Here is a 20,899-nt window from a genome sequence, read left to right on the forward strand (position 1 = left end):
TTTTTTATCGATATAGGGTAAAATGTCCTACAAACTCTCTGTCGTCTTCTTCTCCATTGAGCTTTATAATATACCAATAATCACCAGTGGGCAACTCAGTGTTATGGTAAAGACCTTCCCATCCTGGATCGTTCTGACCCATTCTGTAGACCTCCCTACCATAACGGTCAAATATGATGGTTAGTATCTCTGGGAATGCTTCTAGGTTCTGTGGAACCCACAAATCATTTAATCCATCACCATCAGGCGTAAAGAAATTAGGGATTTCGATATCAATAAATTCCATGAATATTTCGGCTGTTGCCTCGCATCCATTTTGGTCTATTACCCGCACGGTATAGGTATCCGTTCTGCGAATGATATAGGTATTGTTGGGGCCATTGTCCTCATCGTCGAAGATAAAGGTATATTCTTCCAAACCTCCTGTAGCGATTGCAGTAATCTCATTGATGTTGTTTTGCTCCAAACTCAAGGTTAACGGTTCAAAAGCGGTTATGTCAAAATCAACCGTAAACACACACCCGTTTGCATGGGAGATAGCTATATAATGACTACCCGGTGCAGTGTCCCTAAAATCTGGATTCAATTGCATGTCTAGAGGATCTGTAGAATCCAAGGCATACATTACAGACCCTAGGACAGAATCGTCTTCCAAGGTGATATTGACGTAATTGTTTGTAGTATCTCCCGTACATTCGTAAACAGGCACCACTGTAGCATTTAGGTTTACACCAGGGTCTATCTCTACAATTAGGTTAGCCTCACAGTCTTGGGCATCCTTAATGAAGATTACATAAGTCCCCGCTGCAAGATTTGTAAAAGATGTTCTATCCTGAACAAAATCAGCATCATTATTAGTGTTTAGACTTGTTCTATATGGAGCAGTTCCTCCAGAAATAACTACATCTATAGAACCATCCTCGCTACCAAAACATACTTCTGGCAAGGCTGTAAAGGAAGCATCTATCGGAGCGGGTTCAATGAGGGTAAACTGCAACGGAATAAAACATCCGTTTTCATCCTGTGCAATGACGTCATAAACGCCCGGCCCTAGATCGGTGAACACATTTTCGGTATCAAATTGATTGAGGTTTGGCGTAATTGCATACAAGATGTTGCCGGTTCCGCCAGAAACCTCAACGGTTATGGTACCATCTGCCTGTCCGGCACAAGTAACATCCGTAAACTCTTGTCTATCGATCTGCAACGGAGCGGGGTCCGTAATTATGATTTCGTGGGAAACATCAATACAATCTACACTGGTTACGCGTATGTAATAGCTTCCAGCTATCAATGTACCGAAAGTCCCGGACGCTTGTGGTCCGACCAATAGGTTGGTCAATGCGGCGTCGGAGAACAATTCATAAGAATAGTTTCCTAACCCTCCGATAGCAGTTGCCGTAATAGTTGCGGTTGCTTCTCCGGTACAGTTTATTATGGCCGCACTTTCATCAATTACCATATCGAGCATTGGCACTACATCAACGGAAACCTGATTTGATATCATGGTCTCGCAACCCAAGGCATCTATTACATAATATTGATAAACACCTTCATTGCCCGCTGCAATATTGAATGTGTGTGTATTGCCACCAGCCATTGGTGTAAACGTTATATTGTCCGCACTAAACTGATAGGGTGCGCCATTACCACCTGTTGCGGTCAGTAATAAGGTAGCATCCGTGGTACATGTCAATGGACTGGTCTGAACCAATGTACTGGAAACTTCATTGGGCTCGCTAACGGTAGCACGTAATGGGGTCTCTATCCCACAGTTCCACCCATCGGTAATGGTAATGCTATAAATACCGGCACCTAGATTGTCGAAGGTATCACTCGTCTGAGCACCACTTGTAAACAGTATTGCGGCACCTGCGGCATCATAATAGTTTAATTGGTACTGATAATTACCAGGTCCCTGACCACCAAGAACATTGATTGCCGATACGGAGGCATTGGTATCGCCGAAGCAGCTAAGGACCACATCTGGTGAGATACCCGCACTAATTGATGTTGGCTGTATCAAAGTTTCGGTATCGTTGAAAACACATCCACCATCATCGGTAATTGCTACGGTATAGTTGCCCGCTGCAAGGCCTGTAAACAGATTGCTCAGCACATCCGTGGCATTATAAACCTGGGTCGTTGTTGTGTTCGTCAACACAATATCATAGGGAGGATATCCACCTACAGGGTCTACCAATATTTCTCCTTGATCATTGGTACAGGTTACATTGGCAACCTCGTTTGTTGTAGCCGTAAGTGCTATATCAGGAGAAATTATGGTAACCACATTAGAATTTTCTCTACATAATGGATTGGCCGTTTCCGTAAGTCTAACAAAATAGTTGCCTCCAGAAAGCCCACTGATAGGGGGAGACGGGTTTGTTGTGGTATTGCCAGCTCCTGTGATACCCGTTGTTACACCTGCGGCCGTAAACACTTCATACGTATAGGCGCCGGTATATCCGGTAACGTTTATTTCCAACGCACCGTTGGTGTCACCAAAACAAGTAACAGCAGTGGTCGCCGTTGCCTGTACCGCTACCAAATCAAAAGGAGCGATAGTATAGGGCGCAGTGTCCACATAACAACCCGTAGCGGTATCTGTAACTCTAAAAACATAGCTTCCTACGGCATTAAGCTCAAATTGAGTAGTTGTGTTTAAAGCCGTTGGCATCTCATTACCGTTAGGATTTCCTAAAGGCAACAGTTCAAAGGTATATGCATTTGCAGGATTGGCATTGTCCGTTACAGCAATGGTAACTTCTTCTGGCCCTGCACATGTTATGGCGGTGGCCAAGGAAACTACAGCATTGAATACGTTAAGCGGTTGAATAGTTGGAATTGCAAATGTATTTGCACAGTTATTATCGTCCGTGACGTAGGCCGTAATATTCTGGGCAAGCCCAGTATCTATAACCTCAAAGGTATTCGATGTTTGGAAATTAACATTGTCCAAACTATAAAGATAAGGTCCTGTTCCGCCTCCGGCAGTTATGGTAACCGTGGAAGTATTGGCAACATTACTTGCATTACAATCAAAAGGTGTTGCCGTTGCGCTTACGGTAAGCGCTGCAGGCTCGGTGATTTCAAAGGTCTGTCTGTTCAAACATCCTCTAGAGGACGCTACTTCTACCTGATAAAAGGCAGCCGAAAGTCCTGAAAAATCTGGATTGTTTTGCGTTGGCTGTACAACTGTTGTACCAACGGCGTCATAAAGCGTATAGGTGTAAATTGGGTTGTCATTTATTCCTGCCGCCGTGGGCACAAGGTTTACAACTACGGATCCGTCCGAACCACCGTTACAAGAAACGTGTGTTCTGGTAGGAGGGTCGAAGGTAACCAGTGTTGGTGTATCCAAGACTTCGGTAATGGTTTTTGCACATATTGGTGTTGTAGTATCCTGATCGGTAACTAGAAAGCTATAGGTTCCTGGCTGCGTAAGTCCGGTAAAGATCCCGGTAGCATTATTTACGATAGTAAAGCCATCTGGGAAGGTAACCTCAAAGTCTAAATTGGCCGACCCACCATTTACGGTAATCGTTATTTCTCCTCCAGGATTTACTGTACAATCTATAGGTTTAACCACGGTAGCGGTAAGGTTCATTTCCTCAAACAACACTTCCGTACCAATTACGGTTGCACAAGACCATTGGTCGCTGATACGGACCTGATAGCTGCCGGCACCCAAACCACTAAACGTTGTGGTGTTTTGTGGCGCGCCAAAATCTACACCATCTTTTATCAATTGATAGGTAAAGTTGCTGTTTTGTCCACCAGTGGTACCCACCACTTCAAGTTCTCCTTGTAAGTTGGTACAGTTTTCTTGATTAATCTGCAAGGTAGCTGTAATGGCAATTGGATCTGCAAAAGCTAGACCGTTTTGTACCATATGCTGACATCCTTCGCTGTCCAACACCCAAGCCTCATAGGTGCCTACGGCAAGATTCTCAAATCTTGGATTGGCAAGGTAATCTCCTGGGCCGGCAGGAGCTGCGGTTCCCACAAAGTAGGTATAACCACCCCATCCGCCAAGGACAGTCGTAATTTCGATAACACCATCGTTGCCAGCACAGGTAATAGGTTCTATTAGTGTGTTGCCTGTAATTGCCGCCGACGGGCCGTTTATACTAAACGCTTCTGTGTTTACACACTGCGGGTTGTTGGTCTGTGAAATGGCCACATAGTAACTTCCTGCCGGCAAGTTTATTCCTGCAGTTGGTCCAAAAGCCGCTTCCGTTCCCGTATTTATAGAGATATCATCGGTTAAATCTACCAAGGTTCCGTTGGTATCAAAGATTTCCCAGTCGAAGCCACCTCCGTAGGTAGCGTCCAACAATTCAAAGGTTACCTCTCCGGTAGCAGTTCCAAAACAGACTACATCATCAATTTTTTGCACGTCTATGGTGAACGTGTTTGGATCCACTATTGTTTCTGAAGTAGTTATTATACAACCGGTGTCTACATGTCTTATCAAGAAGTTGTGCGTACCAACATCTAGCCCTCCAAATACATTTGAAGCCTGATAAGTTGTACCGTTGTTGATGCTGTACTCAAATTTTGAGGTATCGCTGTTTGTGGACGTAACGGTGATGGTTATTTCACCATCCAATCCAGGGCTACAGCTTGTGGCATTTGTTATGGCTGCCGTTGCTGTCAATAGTTCGTCATATGGAAGAATAGTAATAGTTGCTGTTGTAGAACCTACACAACCGTTGTCGTCATAAACATAAACGATATAGGTGCCACCAGCTACATTGGTCTCAGTGTATACTGTGTTAGAACCAGACTGAACAAGGACATCATCACCCGTAGGTGCAGTACCTTGGTCATTGTAGAATTCATAGATTACATAGGTGCCGCTTCCTCCCGTTATAGTGGTGTCGTCAATGGTAATGGTGGCATTGTCCGGATTATTTCCTGCAGAACAACTAAAGTCTACTACTGCCACATCTGGAACCGCAATGGCATTAGGCTCGCCAATTATTATTCCGGCAATATCCGTAGTACAGCCGTTTGTACCGGTAGCGGTAACGGTGTAGGTGTTTGGCGGTAAATCTTCATACGTATTGGTGGCAGCTATAAAATTGCCAGCTACAGGAGAAATACTATATGTTAATGGGTTAATGCCATTATCTGTTTGGAAGAGGGAAATGGTGCCATCATCCGCACCGTTACAGCTAACATCTGTAAACGTATGCGTAAATATTGGTTGAATGGCCGCTGGCACTGTAATTGGGAATACCCTATTACAAGCGGGCGTTGTATTATTGTCATAAATGGTAATGACATAGTTCTCGGCGATAGGTGCCAAGAAGGTATATGGGTTGCTAGGCAGTGCGGTTTTGGCCACAACGGTGCCTGTACCATCGGTTATCTCATAATCGTAATCTAGAGAACCAGCGGTTACGTTTATTGTTATTTCCGCATTTGGGGAAACGGAACAATCCAATAGCTTGGTGAGGGATACGTCCGCAGTTAATACAGGATACACCTCAACCGTACTGGTATCGGTACACCCATTGCTGTCTATAATCGATACATTATAGGTGCCTGCGGTAACATTACTGAATATGCCGCCATTGTTCAAATAAGTTGTTCCTCCGTCTATTGAGTATAAATATGGCGCAAGACCGTTATTGGCCGTAATGGTAATGCCCAAAGGAACGGCACAATTGGCAACTGCGATATTATCAATAGTTGGGTTTTGGGATACATTAATAGGAATTGTTCCCAAAGAAGCTCCACAACCATATTGGTCCGCTACCGTAACGGTTATGTTGGTAGGTGATATGGTAGCATCTACCAATTGTGAAATTGGCACCTCAACAGGGTTGTCCGTAGTTACAATATCTCCAGTAAAATTAGGGCTAGATAACGTATAGGTATATGTGCCTCCGCCTCCGAATATGGAGTTGATCTCTACAAGACCCGGGTTGGCACACGTAATATCTGCCAAAACTGCTGGGGTTCCGGTAATAGGATTAAGCTCTTCCAAAAACTGATTCTCGGTAGCACCGACACAGCTGTCCGCTCCACCGTCCACTTCGGTAACCTCTATGAAGTAGTTTCCTGTTGGCAATCCGGTCAATGAAACGGTTGCAGGAGAAACATAAGGTACGTTTCCACCACTGTTCGTAACCGATACTGGGACGCCAGTGCTCATGTCAAATACTTCCCACCTAAATTCGTTTCCAAAAGGCGCTTGGTTATCAGTAACGGTATAGGTTAAAGTACCGTTACTTGCCCCTGCACATGTTGGTGTGTAGGCAGTGGTAATCTCTAAAGGAACCGTAATTAGAATATTTACATTTACGCTGGACTGGCGCACACAGGTAGCATTATCGCGCACATAGAACACATAGGTTCTACCCGGCACCAGACCAGTAAAAGTATGCGGATCTGAAGCACCTTTGGCAGGAGTGGTCCATGGATTTATAGGCGCATTGGGATCAAAATTGGCAGGGTCGTCCGAATAAGTGTACTGATAGTCTGGTGAACCTTGGCTACCTTGTACGGTTACTTGCAATTCATTACAGTTTACCACCACCGCAAAAACGGTAATGTCCAAATCATCCAATGGGTATGGAATAACGAAAGGCGGCATATGGGTAATACAAACCGTATTGTTAGAACCATCTACCGTTCTTAGCGAAGGATTTACGATATCGCCAGAGTTGTATCCGGTAAAAATATCCGAAGTGCCCGGAACACTATTGTCACCGATCCAAGTTGCTCCACCATCAGCACTAAATTGTATGGTACCCAATGTAGAGGGATAGTTGGTAAACTTAAAACCAAAATCATCAGGGTCGCCTGTACAATCTGCTGGTGTTTCGCCACCAATGTCTGCAGTTAGCTCCTCGGGATTGTTTATCGTTATCGGGGTATCGGTAACAAGACATCCATTGGCGTCAGTTACATTTATTGTATAGTTGCCCGGCGCCAAATTGAAATAGGTTTGGGTGGTGGCAACTACGTTGGTATTGGTCTGGTTAGAAGCTCCCCCATTGTCCAAATCAATGATCTGTATGGTATATGGGCTTTCGCCAGAGGTTATATTTACTGCAATAGAACCCGTTCCGTTAAAACATTCGGGGTCCGTGGGTGTTGACGTATAGGTTAGTGGTACAGCAGGGTTTACCGTTACAGTCTCTACGTATTCGCAATATGGAACAACAGCAGCATTGTCCCTGACATAGACATCGTAAACACCATCATTTCCAGTAGTTACAGTAAAAGAACTGCTAGCACCGAAAAATCCGGTAGGATCTGTAGTGGTGGCCACAAAGGCATATTCATAAGATGCATCGCCGCCAGTTGCGGTTACTGTAATATCGCCATCTGCACAAGAACTGATATCCGTTACCGCTATTGTTGCGGTAAGATTTGGATTTAGGGTTACGGATTGTTGTACGCCCGGACAACCGAACTGGTCTTTAACATCAATGGTGTATGTTCCGTTTGCCAAGTTTTGAAAAGTATGGCTTGTTGCAGTTGCCGGCGTTGGGGTTATCCATGGACCTCCGTTGATGCTAAACTGGAAACCTCCATTTCCTGGAAGGGAAGTTACGTCCACTAGGATTGTACCATCATTTGCACCGCTATAACAAGCGGTCGGTGTTGTTGTAAATGTTGGATTGGCCGGTGCGGCTATGTTTATAGTGGCATCAATAGGATCTTCACATAAGTTATTATCCCTGGCCCGTACGATATAATTACCCGCCGCTACATTGGTAAACACGGCGTTGGTCTGGTAAGGCCTAACTACAGCCCCACCACTTGTTTCCAATTGATATAGATATATAGGTGTTCCACCGGTAGTACTGGCTGTTATTGTTGCCCCAGTGTTGTTGCAGGTAAATGCCTCTGTCATACTTGCAGTCGCTACTACGGGTGTAGGTTCGGTAATTGTTTCCGATAGATTCACCGAACAGCTGTTGTCCAGCACATCGGTTACTACAATATTATAAACACCGGCCGCGAGTGCATTGAGCACTATGGGCGAAGCGGTTTGTGGAGCGGAAGGCGCTCCTCCGTTTACCGTATAGACAAAACCGTTTACTGCATCAAAGTTATCTACTTCAAAAGTTATGGTACCGTCAGAAACAGTATTACAGCTTGCGTTTGTAAAATTGGTAATATTGGCGTCAAAAGCATGTCCGTCTTCAATTTGCACATCAATAGTGACCGAGGAAGCACAAACTTGAGGTATTTGGAAAGCCTGTATGTCGTCTATGGCAATATCGTTACCACCGGTTACTGCAGAATTGGTTCGGATAACAATATCGAGATTTGTATTGGCACCAGGATTTAAGGTCACCGTATAGTTTTGCCAGTCGTTGGCACCATTGTTCTTTGGTACGTTGCCTGTTGTTGTATTGGCAATTACGGATCCACCACCATCTACTAAAGTAATGTTGATATCCGGGTCTGCACCACCAGTTCCGCTGCGCAACAGGTTAAATGCCCAAAGTGAAATGGTAATATCCCTGTTGGGAAGCACTTCAATATTTCTTTTGGCATAAATAATGCCATTGGGGCCTACTACCCCACCTACGTTCATGGCCAAGAACCTACCATTTGGTATCCCGGTATGATCATTAGGGCTCAACCAGGTGCTGTATGGGTTTGCAATAAGTTGTGTAACGGAATATTCGCCGTCTTGTATCCTTGTGTTGGTACCAAAACCGCATAGACTTGCACTCCCATCTTGAGGTTCGTAGCAATACGCGGGATCTACCTCTGAAATACTGGTATTTACACCAGACCCAAAGTTTTCTACCAATAAATTGCTAGGGGCAGGAGTTGTGTTGCTCACATAATTAACGGTAATGGTATGGCTTCCTACGGCTACATTACTAAATACGTTTGAGGTGTTGGGTGTGTTGGGCGTAGCATCTATTTCGTAAGTGTAATCAAAAGCCGGACTATCGGGAGTAATGGTAATGGTGCCTTCACCATCGCATTCATAGACTATGGCAGCGCTAAGGTTCGGTGCCGTGGGTTGTGGGTCAACGACAACGGTCATTGGAAAGGTACAATTGTTGGCATCCCTAATAAAAACAGTATGGGTTCCGGCAAGTAAAAAACCAATGGCAGTTGGGCCATAATTACTGCCTCCATCAAAACTATATTCGTAGGGCGAAGTACCTCCTTGAGCGTTTGTTATACGTACTTCGGCTCCGGCAGAGGGATTACATTCCACCAATTCGGTAACCGCCGCAGAGGCTGATAGCGTAAAGGGCTCTGTAATAGTGTATATCTGGGTAATTGGGCAGTTATTTGTATCGCGTACGCGAATATTATAACTCCCCGCTGGTAAATTAACAAAGGTGTCTGATGATTGGTAATTGGCACCATTGTCTATACTATATTCAAAAGGAGCTTCTCCTCCACTTGCAGTAATGGTCAGCGTAGATTGAGCTGCACCACTACACAGAATAGGCGTGTTTACAACATTGATCGCCACAGGGGCATCTTGTGCAACGTTGAGGTCAAAAGAGGCCTCACAATAACCGGCATTTCCGCTATTGTCCCTTACATAAATATCATAATCGCCCGCACCGGTAACCGTACGTGGGTTGGTAATATTGAAATCGCCAGCATTTGGGGTAACCCCGTTTCCTACAACGGCATACACAAAATTACCATCTCCACCTGCGGCGGTAACGGTTATATCAGTACCCGTACCACAAGCAGGAATATTGCCTGCACTTGCGGTAACGGTCAGTTCTGGGTTTATCGTAATTGAATCTGTATCCGTACATGAGTTACCATCCCTTACGGTGATGGTATGTATTCCCGGGGTTAAGCCCGTGAAAACATTTGTAGCAGTGTAAACACCACCATTTAGACTGTATTCATAATTGCCGTCCCCGCCAGAAACCACATTGGCAGTGAGGGTAAGACCGTTGGCGCTCAAGTAACAATTATCGTTTGGTACAATGGCCAGTACGGGAGCTACAGCGGTGTTTAGCACAAAGGAGGTGGCAACCACACAGCCGTTGGCATCCGTAACAGATGCGTTGTACGTGCCTCCAAGGCTTAGTCCAGCGAAGTTCCCTGTAGTATTGTTAACCACCGTAGCATCCGGATAAGTAAGGCTATAATCATAACCTCCCCATCCGTTGGCAGCTGTAAGTACTACACTGCCATCCGCAACACAAGTAGGTTGCGTTTCGGCCGCGGCTAAGGTTAAGGCGGCAGGAGGCGCTTCCACAGTTACCGAAGCAGTGTCGGTACAATTGGTATCGTTATCGGTAACCGTAATATTGTAGATACCATCGTCCAAACCGGTAAGTGGTATCGTAGCGTTCGTTTCCGCAACACCATTGAATGCCGATGGTCCTGTAACAGTGTAATCGTAGCTTGTGTTGAATCCGGAAACTGTAAATAGTACGGCACCATCGGTATCGGCAAAGCAGGTAATATTGTTTGTCAATTGTCCTACTACGTTTATGGGCGAAACAGGGGCAATCGTATAACTTTCGTTATAGGTACATCCTTTATCGTCAGTTACACTAAAGGTATATGTTCCTGGTGCCAAACCTATAAAAAGAGGGTCGTTACCATTGTTTATTGCACTTGCGGCAGGTGCTGTGATTTCAAAAATAAAAGGAGTGTTGCCCCCTACTACGGATACCGTTACGTTCGATGTTAATGCTGGGCAGGTTGGAACTGTTGCTCCAAAAGTAAGGTCGCTCGGCGGATTTAACGGATCTAGGGTTACGGTATTTGTAGGAAAGGTACAACCGTTGTCATCGCGTACCGTTATGGTGTAAGTACCATCGGTAAGGTTACCGAAAGTTTCCGCTCCAGGCCCCGATGCAAAGTTTACACCGTCTATACTATATTCATATGGCGGGGTGCCGCCAGTGACATTTTGCGCTTCAACGCTACCATTCTGCAAGCAGGTATATTGATCTATAATTGCAGCTGTAGCAGAAATTCCATTGGCAGGGCCACCTATGGTAAAGGTTTCAACAAAATCACAAGAAACAGGACCTTTGCTTTGGGTTAAGGTTATGGTATAATCTCCTTGCGGAAGACCTGTAAAAACTCCTGATGAGTTAGAAATGGTTGAAGTATCGGGGAAAGTTAATGTATAGTCTACCTTGTATCCATTGGCAGATGTAATGTTATATGTTGCTGTACCATCGGCGGCACCAAAACAGGTTTCATCCGTAAAACTGGTAGTGTATACCACAGAAGGCTCTAAAACTATGGTTACCGGGTTGGAAATTGCTGAACAATTGTTTCTGTCCACAACAACAAAGGTGTAGTCTCCGGGATTTAGTATATCAAAAATAACACTTGTCTGGTAGGCGGATGCAGGTATGTCATTTATCGTCGGGTATGAAATAACAGTGGTTCCCCCAGGATCAACAAAGGACCATATGGCATAGGAGTAGGGAGTAGATCCACCGATAGCATCTAGCTGTATATTTCCTTCTCTGCAGGTAATATGCTGTGATATTCTTGCATCCAAGGCAAGATCGGTTATATCGTTAATGGTTACCTGACTAGTAAAGTTACACCCATCATCGGTGGTTACCAGGATATCATAAAGCCCGTCGTTTAGATTTTCGAAGGTGTAGTTATTGTCGGTTGATGGGCCAAAAGTATCTACTGTAGTTCCGCCTTGGGAAATCTCATAGTAGTACTGTGGTTGTACATCGAGGACAGAAATGGAGATCTCTCCGAGACCAATACAATCGGTGTCTTTTGAGGTTACATCAACCTGAAAATCCCTTGTTCTAATCCCTAGGTCTTCCAATCTAAAAACACACCCGTCCACTACGCCTTGCTGACGCATTTCAACAGTGTAGATACCATTACTTGCCAATGTAAAGCTAGGGCCGTTGTTATTGGCATATGGTACCAAAACATTACCTGTGGTAGCATCTAAAAGCTGGTATTCGTAATCAATTGGCATATTGGTTACGGTGATATTACCCAAAGTGTTACAAATAAGATCTGAAGACGTGTATTGAGGGTCTAATGGATTTTTAAATATGTTAAAATAAAAGCGGGTAGCACAACCATTTTGGTAGTTGATCACTACACGGTATTGGCCGGCATCGGAAGCGACAAAGTCACTTCCTGCCCCCACATTGTTCCATGTACAGGTTAAATTTTTGTTGGCACAATCTGCCACCGAAGCAGTACAACTTGCCTCATCCAATTGTTCCCATTCTATACTATCCGCATCGGGTATGTTTATTTGAATGAGTTCGGTATCGTTTAATCCGCAAAGGAATATATTGGGTAGTTCTTCTCCATCGTTGGGACAGGTAACTACTTCTCCCTCAACGGTATTGGTAGTATCGTTAATGAGCGCGGAAATAGGATTTGTTTGTGTTAACCCAAAAAATTCTACGATAATAATTTCGTTAAAATCCTTGCATGGGTCCGCCACTTGCTTGTTTACGGTATAGGTTCCTGGGGTATCTACCAAAAGAGTACTGGGATCACTATCGGGATCTCCATCGTTAATTACATTTCCACCACCGTCTGTCCAGGTATAACCGTCAAAACCATCACCCGCATCGAGCACAACATTGGCACCACATAATTGTACCGTACGTGTAAAGTTACATGCAGTTAGGTCGTCTAACAAGAAGTTGGTAGCACCAGGTATGGGTAGACCACAGGTGCTTAAGCTAGATACACTGGGGTCATTTGTAATGGGGGATGTATTTAAGGTTCCCGTATACGTTGAAAAAGCGATATTTTCAATAAGATCGGTACAGGCGTCTACAAAATCGAAGCAATTTTCGGCTACTTTTACCCGCAACCGTATTTCGTAGGCCGGGTCGTTTTCCTGAATTAAATCGTTGGGTACTGTAAAGGTTACGGAATTGTCGCCAGCATTAAAAACATGGGTTACGCCGGGAGCCCCATCGACATCTACGCTGATGAAGTCGGTATTTACCGGCAATACGTCCCTAATGGTATAGTTAAGGGCGTCATCATTACCCCTATTTCGGAAAGACAGGACATAATCTAGGGTCTGACCCAAGTTTACACCCATTCCCGTAATATCGTTTCCTGCAATGTCCTCTACTCTTTTTTCGAGGATTATTGAAGGCTCAATAATATCTACACTAATTGTGTTGAGAAATAAATAGGTAATGTCACCACTACCATTCAGTAAGAGTATTTTTACCTCTGCGCCCGTCTCATCATTGGGCAACACGCTGTTTGCCGGGTTATCTAGTTCAAAAATATCAGTATCCCAACCCAAGGTATTTTCCCCGGCGGGGTTCCTTGTGGTAACATAGGCATCGTTGTCCGTAATGGTACTGTTGAAGAAGTTGTCCACAGGATTTAGGGTAGTAGACAATTTGGTAAAACCCCCATCGGGAGTTGCACCAACAGGTGTACTATTGGCTTTAAACTGTAACTGGGGCCCTATAAAGTTTCTATCACCTTCCATTGCGGAAACACCTATTCTGGCGCGTACGGGAAGACCTGTAGGTAGGGTTCTAAAACCGTTGTATCCGAAGGTTGCACTGTTTCCATTGGAGATGGCGGTTAAACCATCAAAAGTGGAAATATATTTACTTGTGGAGTTCGGGTTTTCGTAAATGACGACCATGGTCCAACCCGCTAGGTTACCTCCTCTTTTTCGCTCTAAAGTACCTACAATATTGGCTGCAGTATACTCTCCATTTGGGTTGTCGTCCAAAGCCGCCAAAAGATGGGTTACGTTGGCATAATTAAGGTATGGTGAGTGAATTAAATCTACATCGGCAAGCCCTGGATCTGTGTTGCCATCACCATCTAGATCACCATCTTTGTCATAAATTTTTTGGTACTCGTAAATGGCCGGACTTCCCGGTCCAATATCTACGTAAGCGCCTCCCGGGACTTTAAACTTTACGCTTTCGTAAGGCTGATCCCTGTTTAAGTCGTTTGGGGGATGAGAATCCCCTGGATGCGGCAACGGGTCATTACTATTACTGTTGCCAAATGAGTTGCCTTCATTAAACGGATAGGTACCACCCCAGTACAAACCTGCATAAATAACCCTGGAACATGATGGTGCATTAAGGCTGGCGCTACTGGAACTAAAGGTGGTAGGGTCGCCATCAATATCGATATAGGCCATTGGCAACCTTTGGTTGTTGGCGTTTCCGTTATGGTATGCAATGTTGGGATCCCAAGGCGCATTGTTTCCATGGGCCGCATTGTTGTGCTGTGAGGGGCCAACAATCCTTGTATTCAAGATATTGTTGGACAACAGTGTAAGATCTCCTTTTACCTTTATATTATTCCCGGGCAAACGAGGGGAAAAGGGTACTGCTACCTGGGCACTAACAGTGAGGAGGGCGCCGAAGGTAAAAAGTAAAAAAGATAAGAGTTTTTGTTTTTTAGATGGGGTTTTTGGTTTCATTAAGTAAGCAGGTTAGGGGTAACGCGCATGATCCACATTTCGTCGTCATACGCGTCATTCAGTTTGGTGTAGTATGAAATTAATGCGTTATTCCAAGAACCATGTTTCTTTAAATAAACGTACCGCCAATTATTTTTGGGATTTATAAAATAACTGGCGCTAAGTCCCTGAGAATTTAGCAGTTTAACAAATCGGTTTGCATTTCTGGCGCTGGCAAATACATTGGCTATGATGTAATAACCGGATGCCTGACCATCAATATTGTAATTTTTTGCCGTTGGGGTGTTAGCGGCTACTTTATCTTTTACTACTACGTTTTTCTGCAAAACGTTAGCATCGTATTTGGAGGATTTCTCCTTTATTTTATTTACATTATCAACATAGGCCTCATTGGTGTAGCGGTTTTCAACGTTCATGATCCAAACCTCACCATCATAAGTGCCGTTTACTTTGGATTTGTGCGCGGCCAAAGCTTCTTTCCACGTATCATATCGCTCCAAGTAAACATATTTTAAACCATTTTTTGTGTTGTCTATATAGTTGGGGTTTAAGCCTTTTGCTTCAAGACCATTCATAAATTTGTTGAGGTAGTGTTCACCCTTGTATACATTGGCAACCACATAATAACCGTCGGTTACTCCATCTAGGTTTCTAAACTTTCTGCCTTTTACGTTATTCCGTTTTGCTTCTTGAGCAAAGTCGTCAATAGCTGTGACATCCCTCTTGGATGTGGGATAAGTTCTGGTTTCCTTTCGATTGGCCGTAACTATTTGTTTAACCTTATCGGTGTTTTTTATACCAATTGGTTCAATTGGGTTTTTAATAATGGTATTCTCCGCTGTGGCGGTGTCATAATTATCCGATAGGGTAGCCTCCACCGCCTGCTTATTGCTCGGCGAATTGGTGTCTTCCAATGCCAATTCTGTATTGTCTGCACTTTTATCGTTATTAAGAAAGTACATTTGCTTGGCTTTTTCCTCGAGGTCTGGTCTCCCACCGTTGGTTTCGTTACGTACCATGCGCATCACCATTTCGAACCTTCGCTCCAAATCGTTCTGACGATTGGTTTCCATAGAATCTTGGCGGAACATTAGCTCGGCCAAAATGGCATCGTTTTCTTCTAAACGCTGTTTTAGTTTTTCAATTTCCTCATCCTTTGAGGCTAGGGTAGCATCTTCTTCTTGGTCTTGGTTTTCAACCAGATCATCGGCATCTTCCTCTAACATTACCCTATCTTCCGTAAGGTTTGGCGTAAAGGAATAGGCAAAGGAAATTTCGTGCGTTACCCCAAAATTGTCGAAGTTATTGGAGAGCCCTTTTTCCATGGTATAACCCAGGGAAAGCCTGCGATTGAGATTAAATCCAATACCGGCCGAGGCGCCGTAAAAATCATCGTAACCGGCTTGCACCCACCCTAGTTTTGGTAAATCAAAAATAAGATTACCACCTAGGACAATATCGTTCTCACCTACTTTCCTTACACGTGCCAAAGGCATAATGCGCCCTTCTTCCAAAATACCACTGGCATTTTCAAACCGATGGGTATATTGCAAATGACTGGAAAAGGTTTTCTCATTGAATTCCGTAACGGACTCACTGGTCTTAAGGTTATAATCGAAAAGATTTTCAGCAAAAACACCAAAGTCGAAATTGCCATAAGACAGGTTAAAACCCGGTTGGAAAGACAAAAGGTTACTGTCCTGAAACCCGTTTAATAAAGGATCGTCCTCTACTGGGTTGGCCCTGCTTTCATCAAAACCACTGTTGTAGTAAGAAATGTTGGCTCCGAAGGTGAAGTTGCTCTTGTCGCTAAGCTTTATGCCGTAAGCATAGTTGGCCAATACCCCAAAGTTGGTTATTAGACCTTCTCGTTGGGTATAAAGGCTTAGACCCAAACCTGTTCTATCATTTATTCTACCGCTATAGCTAAGGAAATAGGTTTGGTTGTTATCGTCGAAAGATACCGACTGGTTTCTGTGAAAAAGATTTACATATGAGTTATTTTCCCTTACTGTAGAAAAAGTAGGGTTGATCAGAAAACGGTTGAACTTCAACAGGTTCTGTGCAGGAACATCATAAGCAATAAAGGGCGTGTCTTCTTGTGCGTGGACGGCCGCCTGCCCTACGATGAACATAAACAAACAATATATAAATCCTTTCCTCAACATCTTTAGTTAGCGTATAATGGTTATTGTCCCCTGTTTCAAGACTTCGGTGGCGTTCCTAATTTTGTAGAAAAACACCATGTTCTGTTTTTGAAAAGCCACGGATGACTGGGGCCAGTTATTTTGATAATCAAATTGATTTAAAACTTCTTCTCCTTGATCGTTGTATATAATTACATTGACATCTGGATTGTTGGAATAACTATTTGGTATTATCCATAGATCGTTGATACCATCACCGTTTACCGTAATTACATTGGGTACCCTAAAAGTATCTAGGTATACAACGGTCAGCGGTCTGGTAACTTCACAAGCATCTATATTGGCAACAAGCAGGTAATTTCCTTCTTCTGTGAAGGTTACGGATTCCGTGCTGCTTAAGAGACTGTTGTTTTCATCAAACCAGGAGTAAGCAGTACCACCAGAAGCGGTAACGGTTCTAGAACTTCCTTCTGGGAAAACTACATTGTCCGGACTATCCAGTGTTATTTGGGAAGCGTCAAAAGGTGCGATAACCAATTCATTCGAGTTGATATCACAACCTCCCCTTGAAACTACCAATCGGTATGTTCCTGTGGCATCCACTGTAAACGTTGCGTCTGTGGTACTAATGGTGGCGCCATCGCGTTGCCATTCATAGCTTTCTCCACTAAGATCTAATACCGAACTTAGTGTTACAGGATCTCCCCCCGGGCAATACGTTAAACTTGTACTGGAAATGCTAATATCTATATTAACCCGTAGTTGAACGGGTAAGCTGTTAGACGTGGCATTATAAGCGCTTAAAGTTCCATCTACCTCATAGCTGCCATTTTCTGAAGGGCCCGTTAGGCTTATATTGCTAGAGGTGGCACCGCCAATATTTATACCGTCCTTTTTCCATTGATATGTAAAAGTGGAAAGTAGGTCGGTAGTAACATCTGTTCTACTATTATCCGCAGCTACCGCGTTTATTGTGCTTATGGCCAAGACAACATCTGTATTTTGACAAGCAGAATATGTGGTATTGTAATCTACGATTAGCTCAAAAGAAGCTGGGGTAACAACAGTGGTAGCCTCCGAATCAATAGATGTGGAGGAACAAGGTCCGCTTCCACTTAATGAAACACGTGCAAAATAAGATCCGGTTTCTGTTTCTGCTACGGTTATGCTGTTGGAAGTGGCGCCCCCGATAGGATTACCATCTCTGTACCATTGATATGTTGGTGACGAAGCATCTGTAGTTACACTTAAATTTTGGGTTTGTCCTGGTAAAACCACAACGTTGGCCGCATTGTTGCGTGTAACGGTAAAGCTTCCGGCATTGGTTATGGCAACTGCCGTGGACCGCTCCAAACAAGTTCCGGGACCATCGATCTCTACCTGATAATCACCTTCAAAACCTGCTACAGAGGCATCTACGGTATAGATATAATTGTTGGAAGAAGGAATGGAAACACCATCCTTGTACCAAGTATAAGTAAGACTACCATTGTTAATGTTAGCTTCAAGATTTTGTGTTTCTCCGCTACATAGGGCTGTTTTGGCCGGTGGATTAATGGCCACGCCCAAACTAGTGCCAGCAGTTATTTCTATAGTGTTCGATAAGGTGTTTGCGGATCCGGAACAAGAACCATAATCTACTTCAACCAAATACATACCCGCTTGGTTCACCGTTAAAGACGCGCTTTTTTCAGAGAGCGGAGTTCCGCTTCGAAACCAATTATACTGATAGGTATTTGGGTTGGGAATATTATGTGGAGATAGGGTTATGGAGTTTCCATTACACACTTCTATGGTACCTCCCGGAGGTATGGTGCCACTGCCGTTCTGACTGATCAGTAAGGGCGAATCAAAATCGATATAATACATGGAGAACGCCGCTGAAGATGGCCCGGTAACTGCCGGACTAGTACTCCGCACGCGCATAAGATAACCTTCGCCCCTAGTATCCGTAGGTAGATTAAACTCGAAAAAGAAGTCGAAATTGGTGTTTTTATCCCCCGCTCTGGCAAGCTCTGTTGGGTTTGCAAAAGATCCGCTGGCATTGGATAGTTCCAAAATAAATTCATTATCACCGTTTACAAGGGGTGGGGCCCAAGTAAAATTAACCCAGTAGTTGTTAAACGATGCTGAGGCACAAGCCGCCGTCCATGGTGAACTACCGACTGGTGGGTTCTGATTTGGCGCAGGAACCGGTGCATCCAGGTTCTGTGCCATTAGCTGTTCCGATCCCAATAGCACGAGTGCCAAAAACAGAAATCGAATGTTGCAAAATAGATTTAGTTTCATAAGTGGTCGTATTTTCGTTTCTCTGCCGTCTTACGGCCTGATTTGGGTACTGAAACTTTTGGTTCCAGTTGAGCTGTAAATCGTTTTATGCTGTTATAATTTTTCAATGCCTTTGATTTACAGGGTATTCAATAACAAATATGACATATAATCGATGGGCGGGAAATTTAATGTTGTAGCGGTAATCAAAAATGTTGTGAAACGCGTGTATTTGTATGGCGGAAGTTTTTTGTAGCCCAGTATCACTCCATTTTTCCTACATTTGTTCCTTAAATTGATATCCAATGGACGAAGCGTCAAAACCGCTTAATTTTATAGAACATATTGTAGAGGAAGATCTGGAAAATGGTTTCCCAAAAGAACATTTAAGATTTCGTTTTCCGCCAGAGCCAAATGGCCATTTGCATATCGGACACGCTAGCTCCATTTGCCTAAATTTTGGATTGGGACTGCGTTATAATGCCCCCGTTAATCTAAGGTTTGACGACACCAACCCCGCCAAAGAGGAGAAAAAGTATGTGGAAGCCATAAAGAGCGATGTAGAATGGCTTGGCTATAAGTGGGACAAGGAATGTTATGCGTCCGATTATTTTCAACAATTGTACGATTGGGCCGTGTCCCTTATAGAAAAGGGGAAAGCCTATGTAGATAGCCAATCTTCGGAAGAGATGGCTAAACAAAAGGGCACACCTACAGAACCTGGGAGCAATAGCCCATATAGGGATCGGGAGGTTTCAGAGAATTTAAGGCTTTTCGAAGGAATGAAAAATGGTGATTTTGAAGAGGGTACACATGTTTTAAGGGCTAAGATTGATATGGCTTCGTCTAACATGCTTATGCGAGATCCCATTATGTACCGGATACTGCATCAGGCACATCACAGAACAAATACCGATTGGTGTATTTATCCTATGTACGACTGGACCCATGGTGAAAGCGATTATATTGAACAAGTTTCACATTCGCTCTGTACCTTGGAGTTTGCTATGCACCGCGAACTTTATGATTGGTTTTTGGACCAAGTTAGGAACCCTGCGCAGGTACGCCCAAAGCAACGTGAATTTGCCAGAAGAAACCTTAGCCATACCGTCGTTAGCAAAAGAAAACTGCTTAGGCTCGTGGAAGAAGGCGTTGTAAATGGGTGGGACGATCCAAGAATGCCTACTATTTCCGGTCTCAGAAGGAGGGGATATACCCCAGAATCTATTCGGAACTTTGTGGATACTATAGGCATTGCCAAACGAGATAACCTAATTGATGTTTCTCTGTTGGAATTTCACCTAAGGGAACATTTAAACAAGGTTGCACCTAGGGTAATGGCCGTTTTGAACCCGATAAAATTGGTAATTGAAAACTACCCCGAAGGAGAGGAAGAATGGCTAGAGACCGAAAATAACCCTGGAGATGAAACGGCAGGCACTAGAAAAGTTCCTTTTTCCAGAGCATTGTATATAGAACGTGAAGATTTTAGAGAGGAAGCCAACAGAAAGTTCTTTAGACTTAAATTGGGTGGTGAAGTTCGCCTTAAGAGCGGTTATATCATTAAAGCGGTAAGCTGTACCAAAGATGAAAACGGTAACATCATGGAAATACAGTGCACCTATGATCCGAAAAGTAAAAGCGGAAGTGGCACAGAGGAAAGCCTTAGAAAAGTAAAAGGAACCCTGCATTGGGTTTCCATTGCCCATGCAATTTCGGCAGAAGTGAGATTGTATGATCGACTTTTCGTGGACGAGAGCCCAGATTCCCATAAGGACAGGGATTTTATGGATTTTGTAAATAAGGAGTCGCTTAAAGAAATTACCGGTTTTGTAGAACCAAGTCTAAAAGATGCAAAGCCCGAAGATCGTTTTCAGTTTCAACGGCTCGGTTATTTCAATGTGGATTTTGATGCAACTCCGGAAAAACTTGTTTTCAACAGAACGGTTGGTCTTCGAGATACCTGGGCCAAAATACAGGAAAAAACCTAGTATAGATTTTACAGATGATCTAAAATAGAACAATTGGTATTTTCTATGAAAACACAAGTATTTAAAGGGCTTTTTAAGAACTTTTTATT

The 20,899-nt window shown here is 43.8% G+C and carries 4 protein-coding genes; 1 reads left to right on the top strand and 3 read right to left on the bottom strand.

Annotated elements, in window-relative coordinates; all coding sequences use genetic code 11:
• Positions 1–4: 4 nt before the first annotated feature.
• From ACEQ81_RS03050 to ACEQ81_RS03060, 3 genes are read right to left on the bottom strand one after another with little or no spacing between them, the layout of a single operon-like run.
• Positions 5–14,404 carry a T9SS type B sorting domain-containing protein gene (locus ACEQ81_RS03050; protein ID WP_411029371.1) on the bottom strand — a complete coding sequence of 4,800 codons (14,400 nt, stop codon included), beginning with the start codon at positions 14,402–14,404 and terminating at the stop codon, positions 5–7.
• A complete protein-coding gene (locus ACEQ81_RS03055) occupies positions 14,404–16,539 on the bottom strand; it encodes a type IX secretion system membrane protein PorP/SprF (protein WP_411029372.1) in 2,136 nt (711 codons plus the stop codon). The genes ACEQ81_RS03050 and ACEQ81_RS03055 overlap by 1 nt, the downstream gene beginning before the upstream one ends.
• Positions 16,540–16,578: 39 nt before the next feature.
• Complete coding sequence (locus tag ACEQ81_RS03060; protein WP_411029373.1) at positions 16,579–18,840, bottom strand: gliding motility-associated C-terminal domain-containing protein; 2,262 nt, start codon at positions 18,838–18,840, stop codon at positions 16,579–16,581.
• Between the two features lie 284 nt (positions 18,841–19,124).
• Between ACEQ81_RS03060 and ACEQ81_RS03065 the strand changes: the two genes are divergently transcribed.
• Entirely contained in the window at positions 19,125–20,810 is a 1,686-nt protein-coding gene (locus tag ACEQ81_RS03065) for a glutamine--tRNA ligase/YqeY domain fusion protein (RefSeq protein WP_411029374.1), read from the top strand.
• Positions 20,811–20,899: the final 89 nt, after the last annotated feature.

Origin of the sequence: Spongiimicrobium sp. 3-5, assembly GCF_046557915.1 — a bacterium.
Taxonomy (GTDB): Bacteria; Bacteroidota; Bacteroidia; order Flavobacteriales; family Flavobacteriaceae; genus JBHEBG01.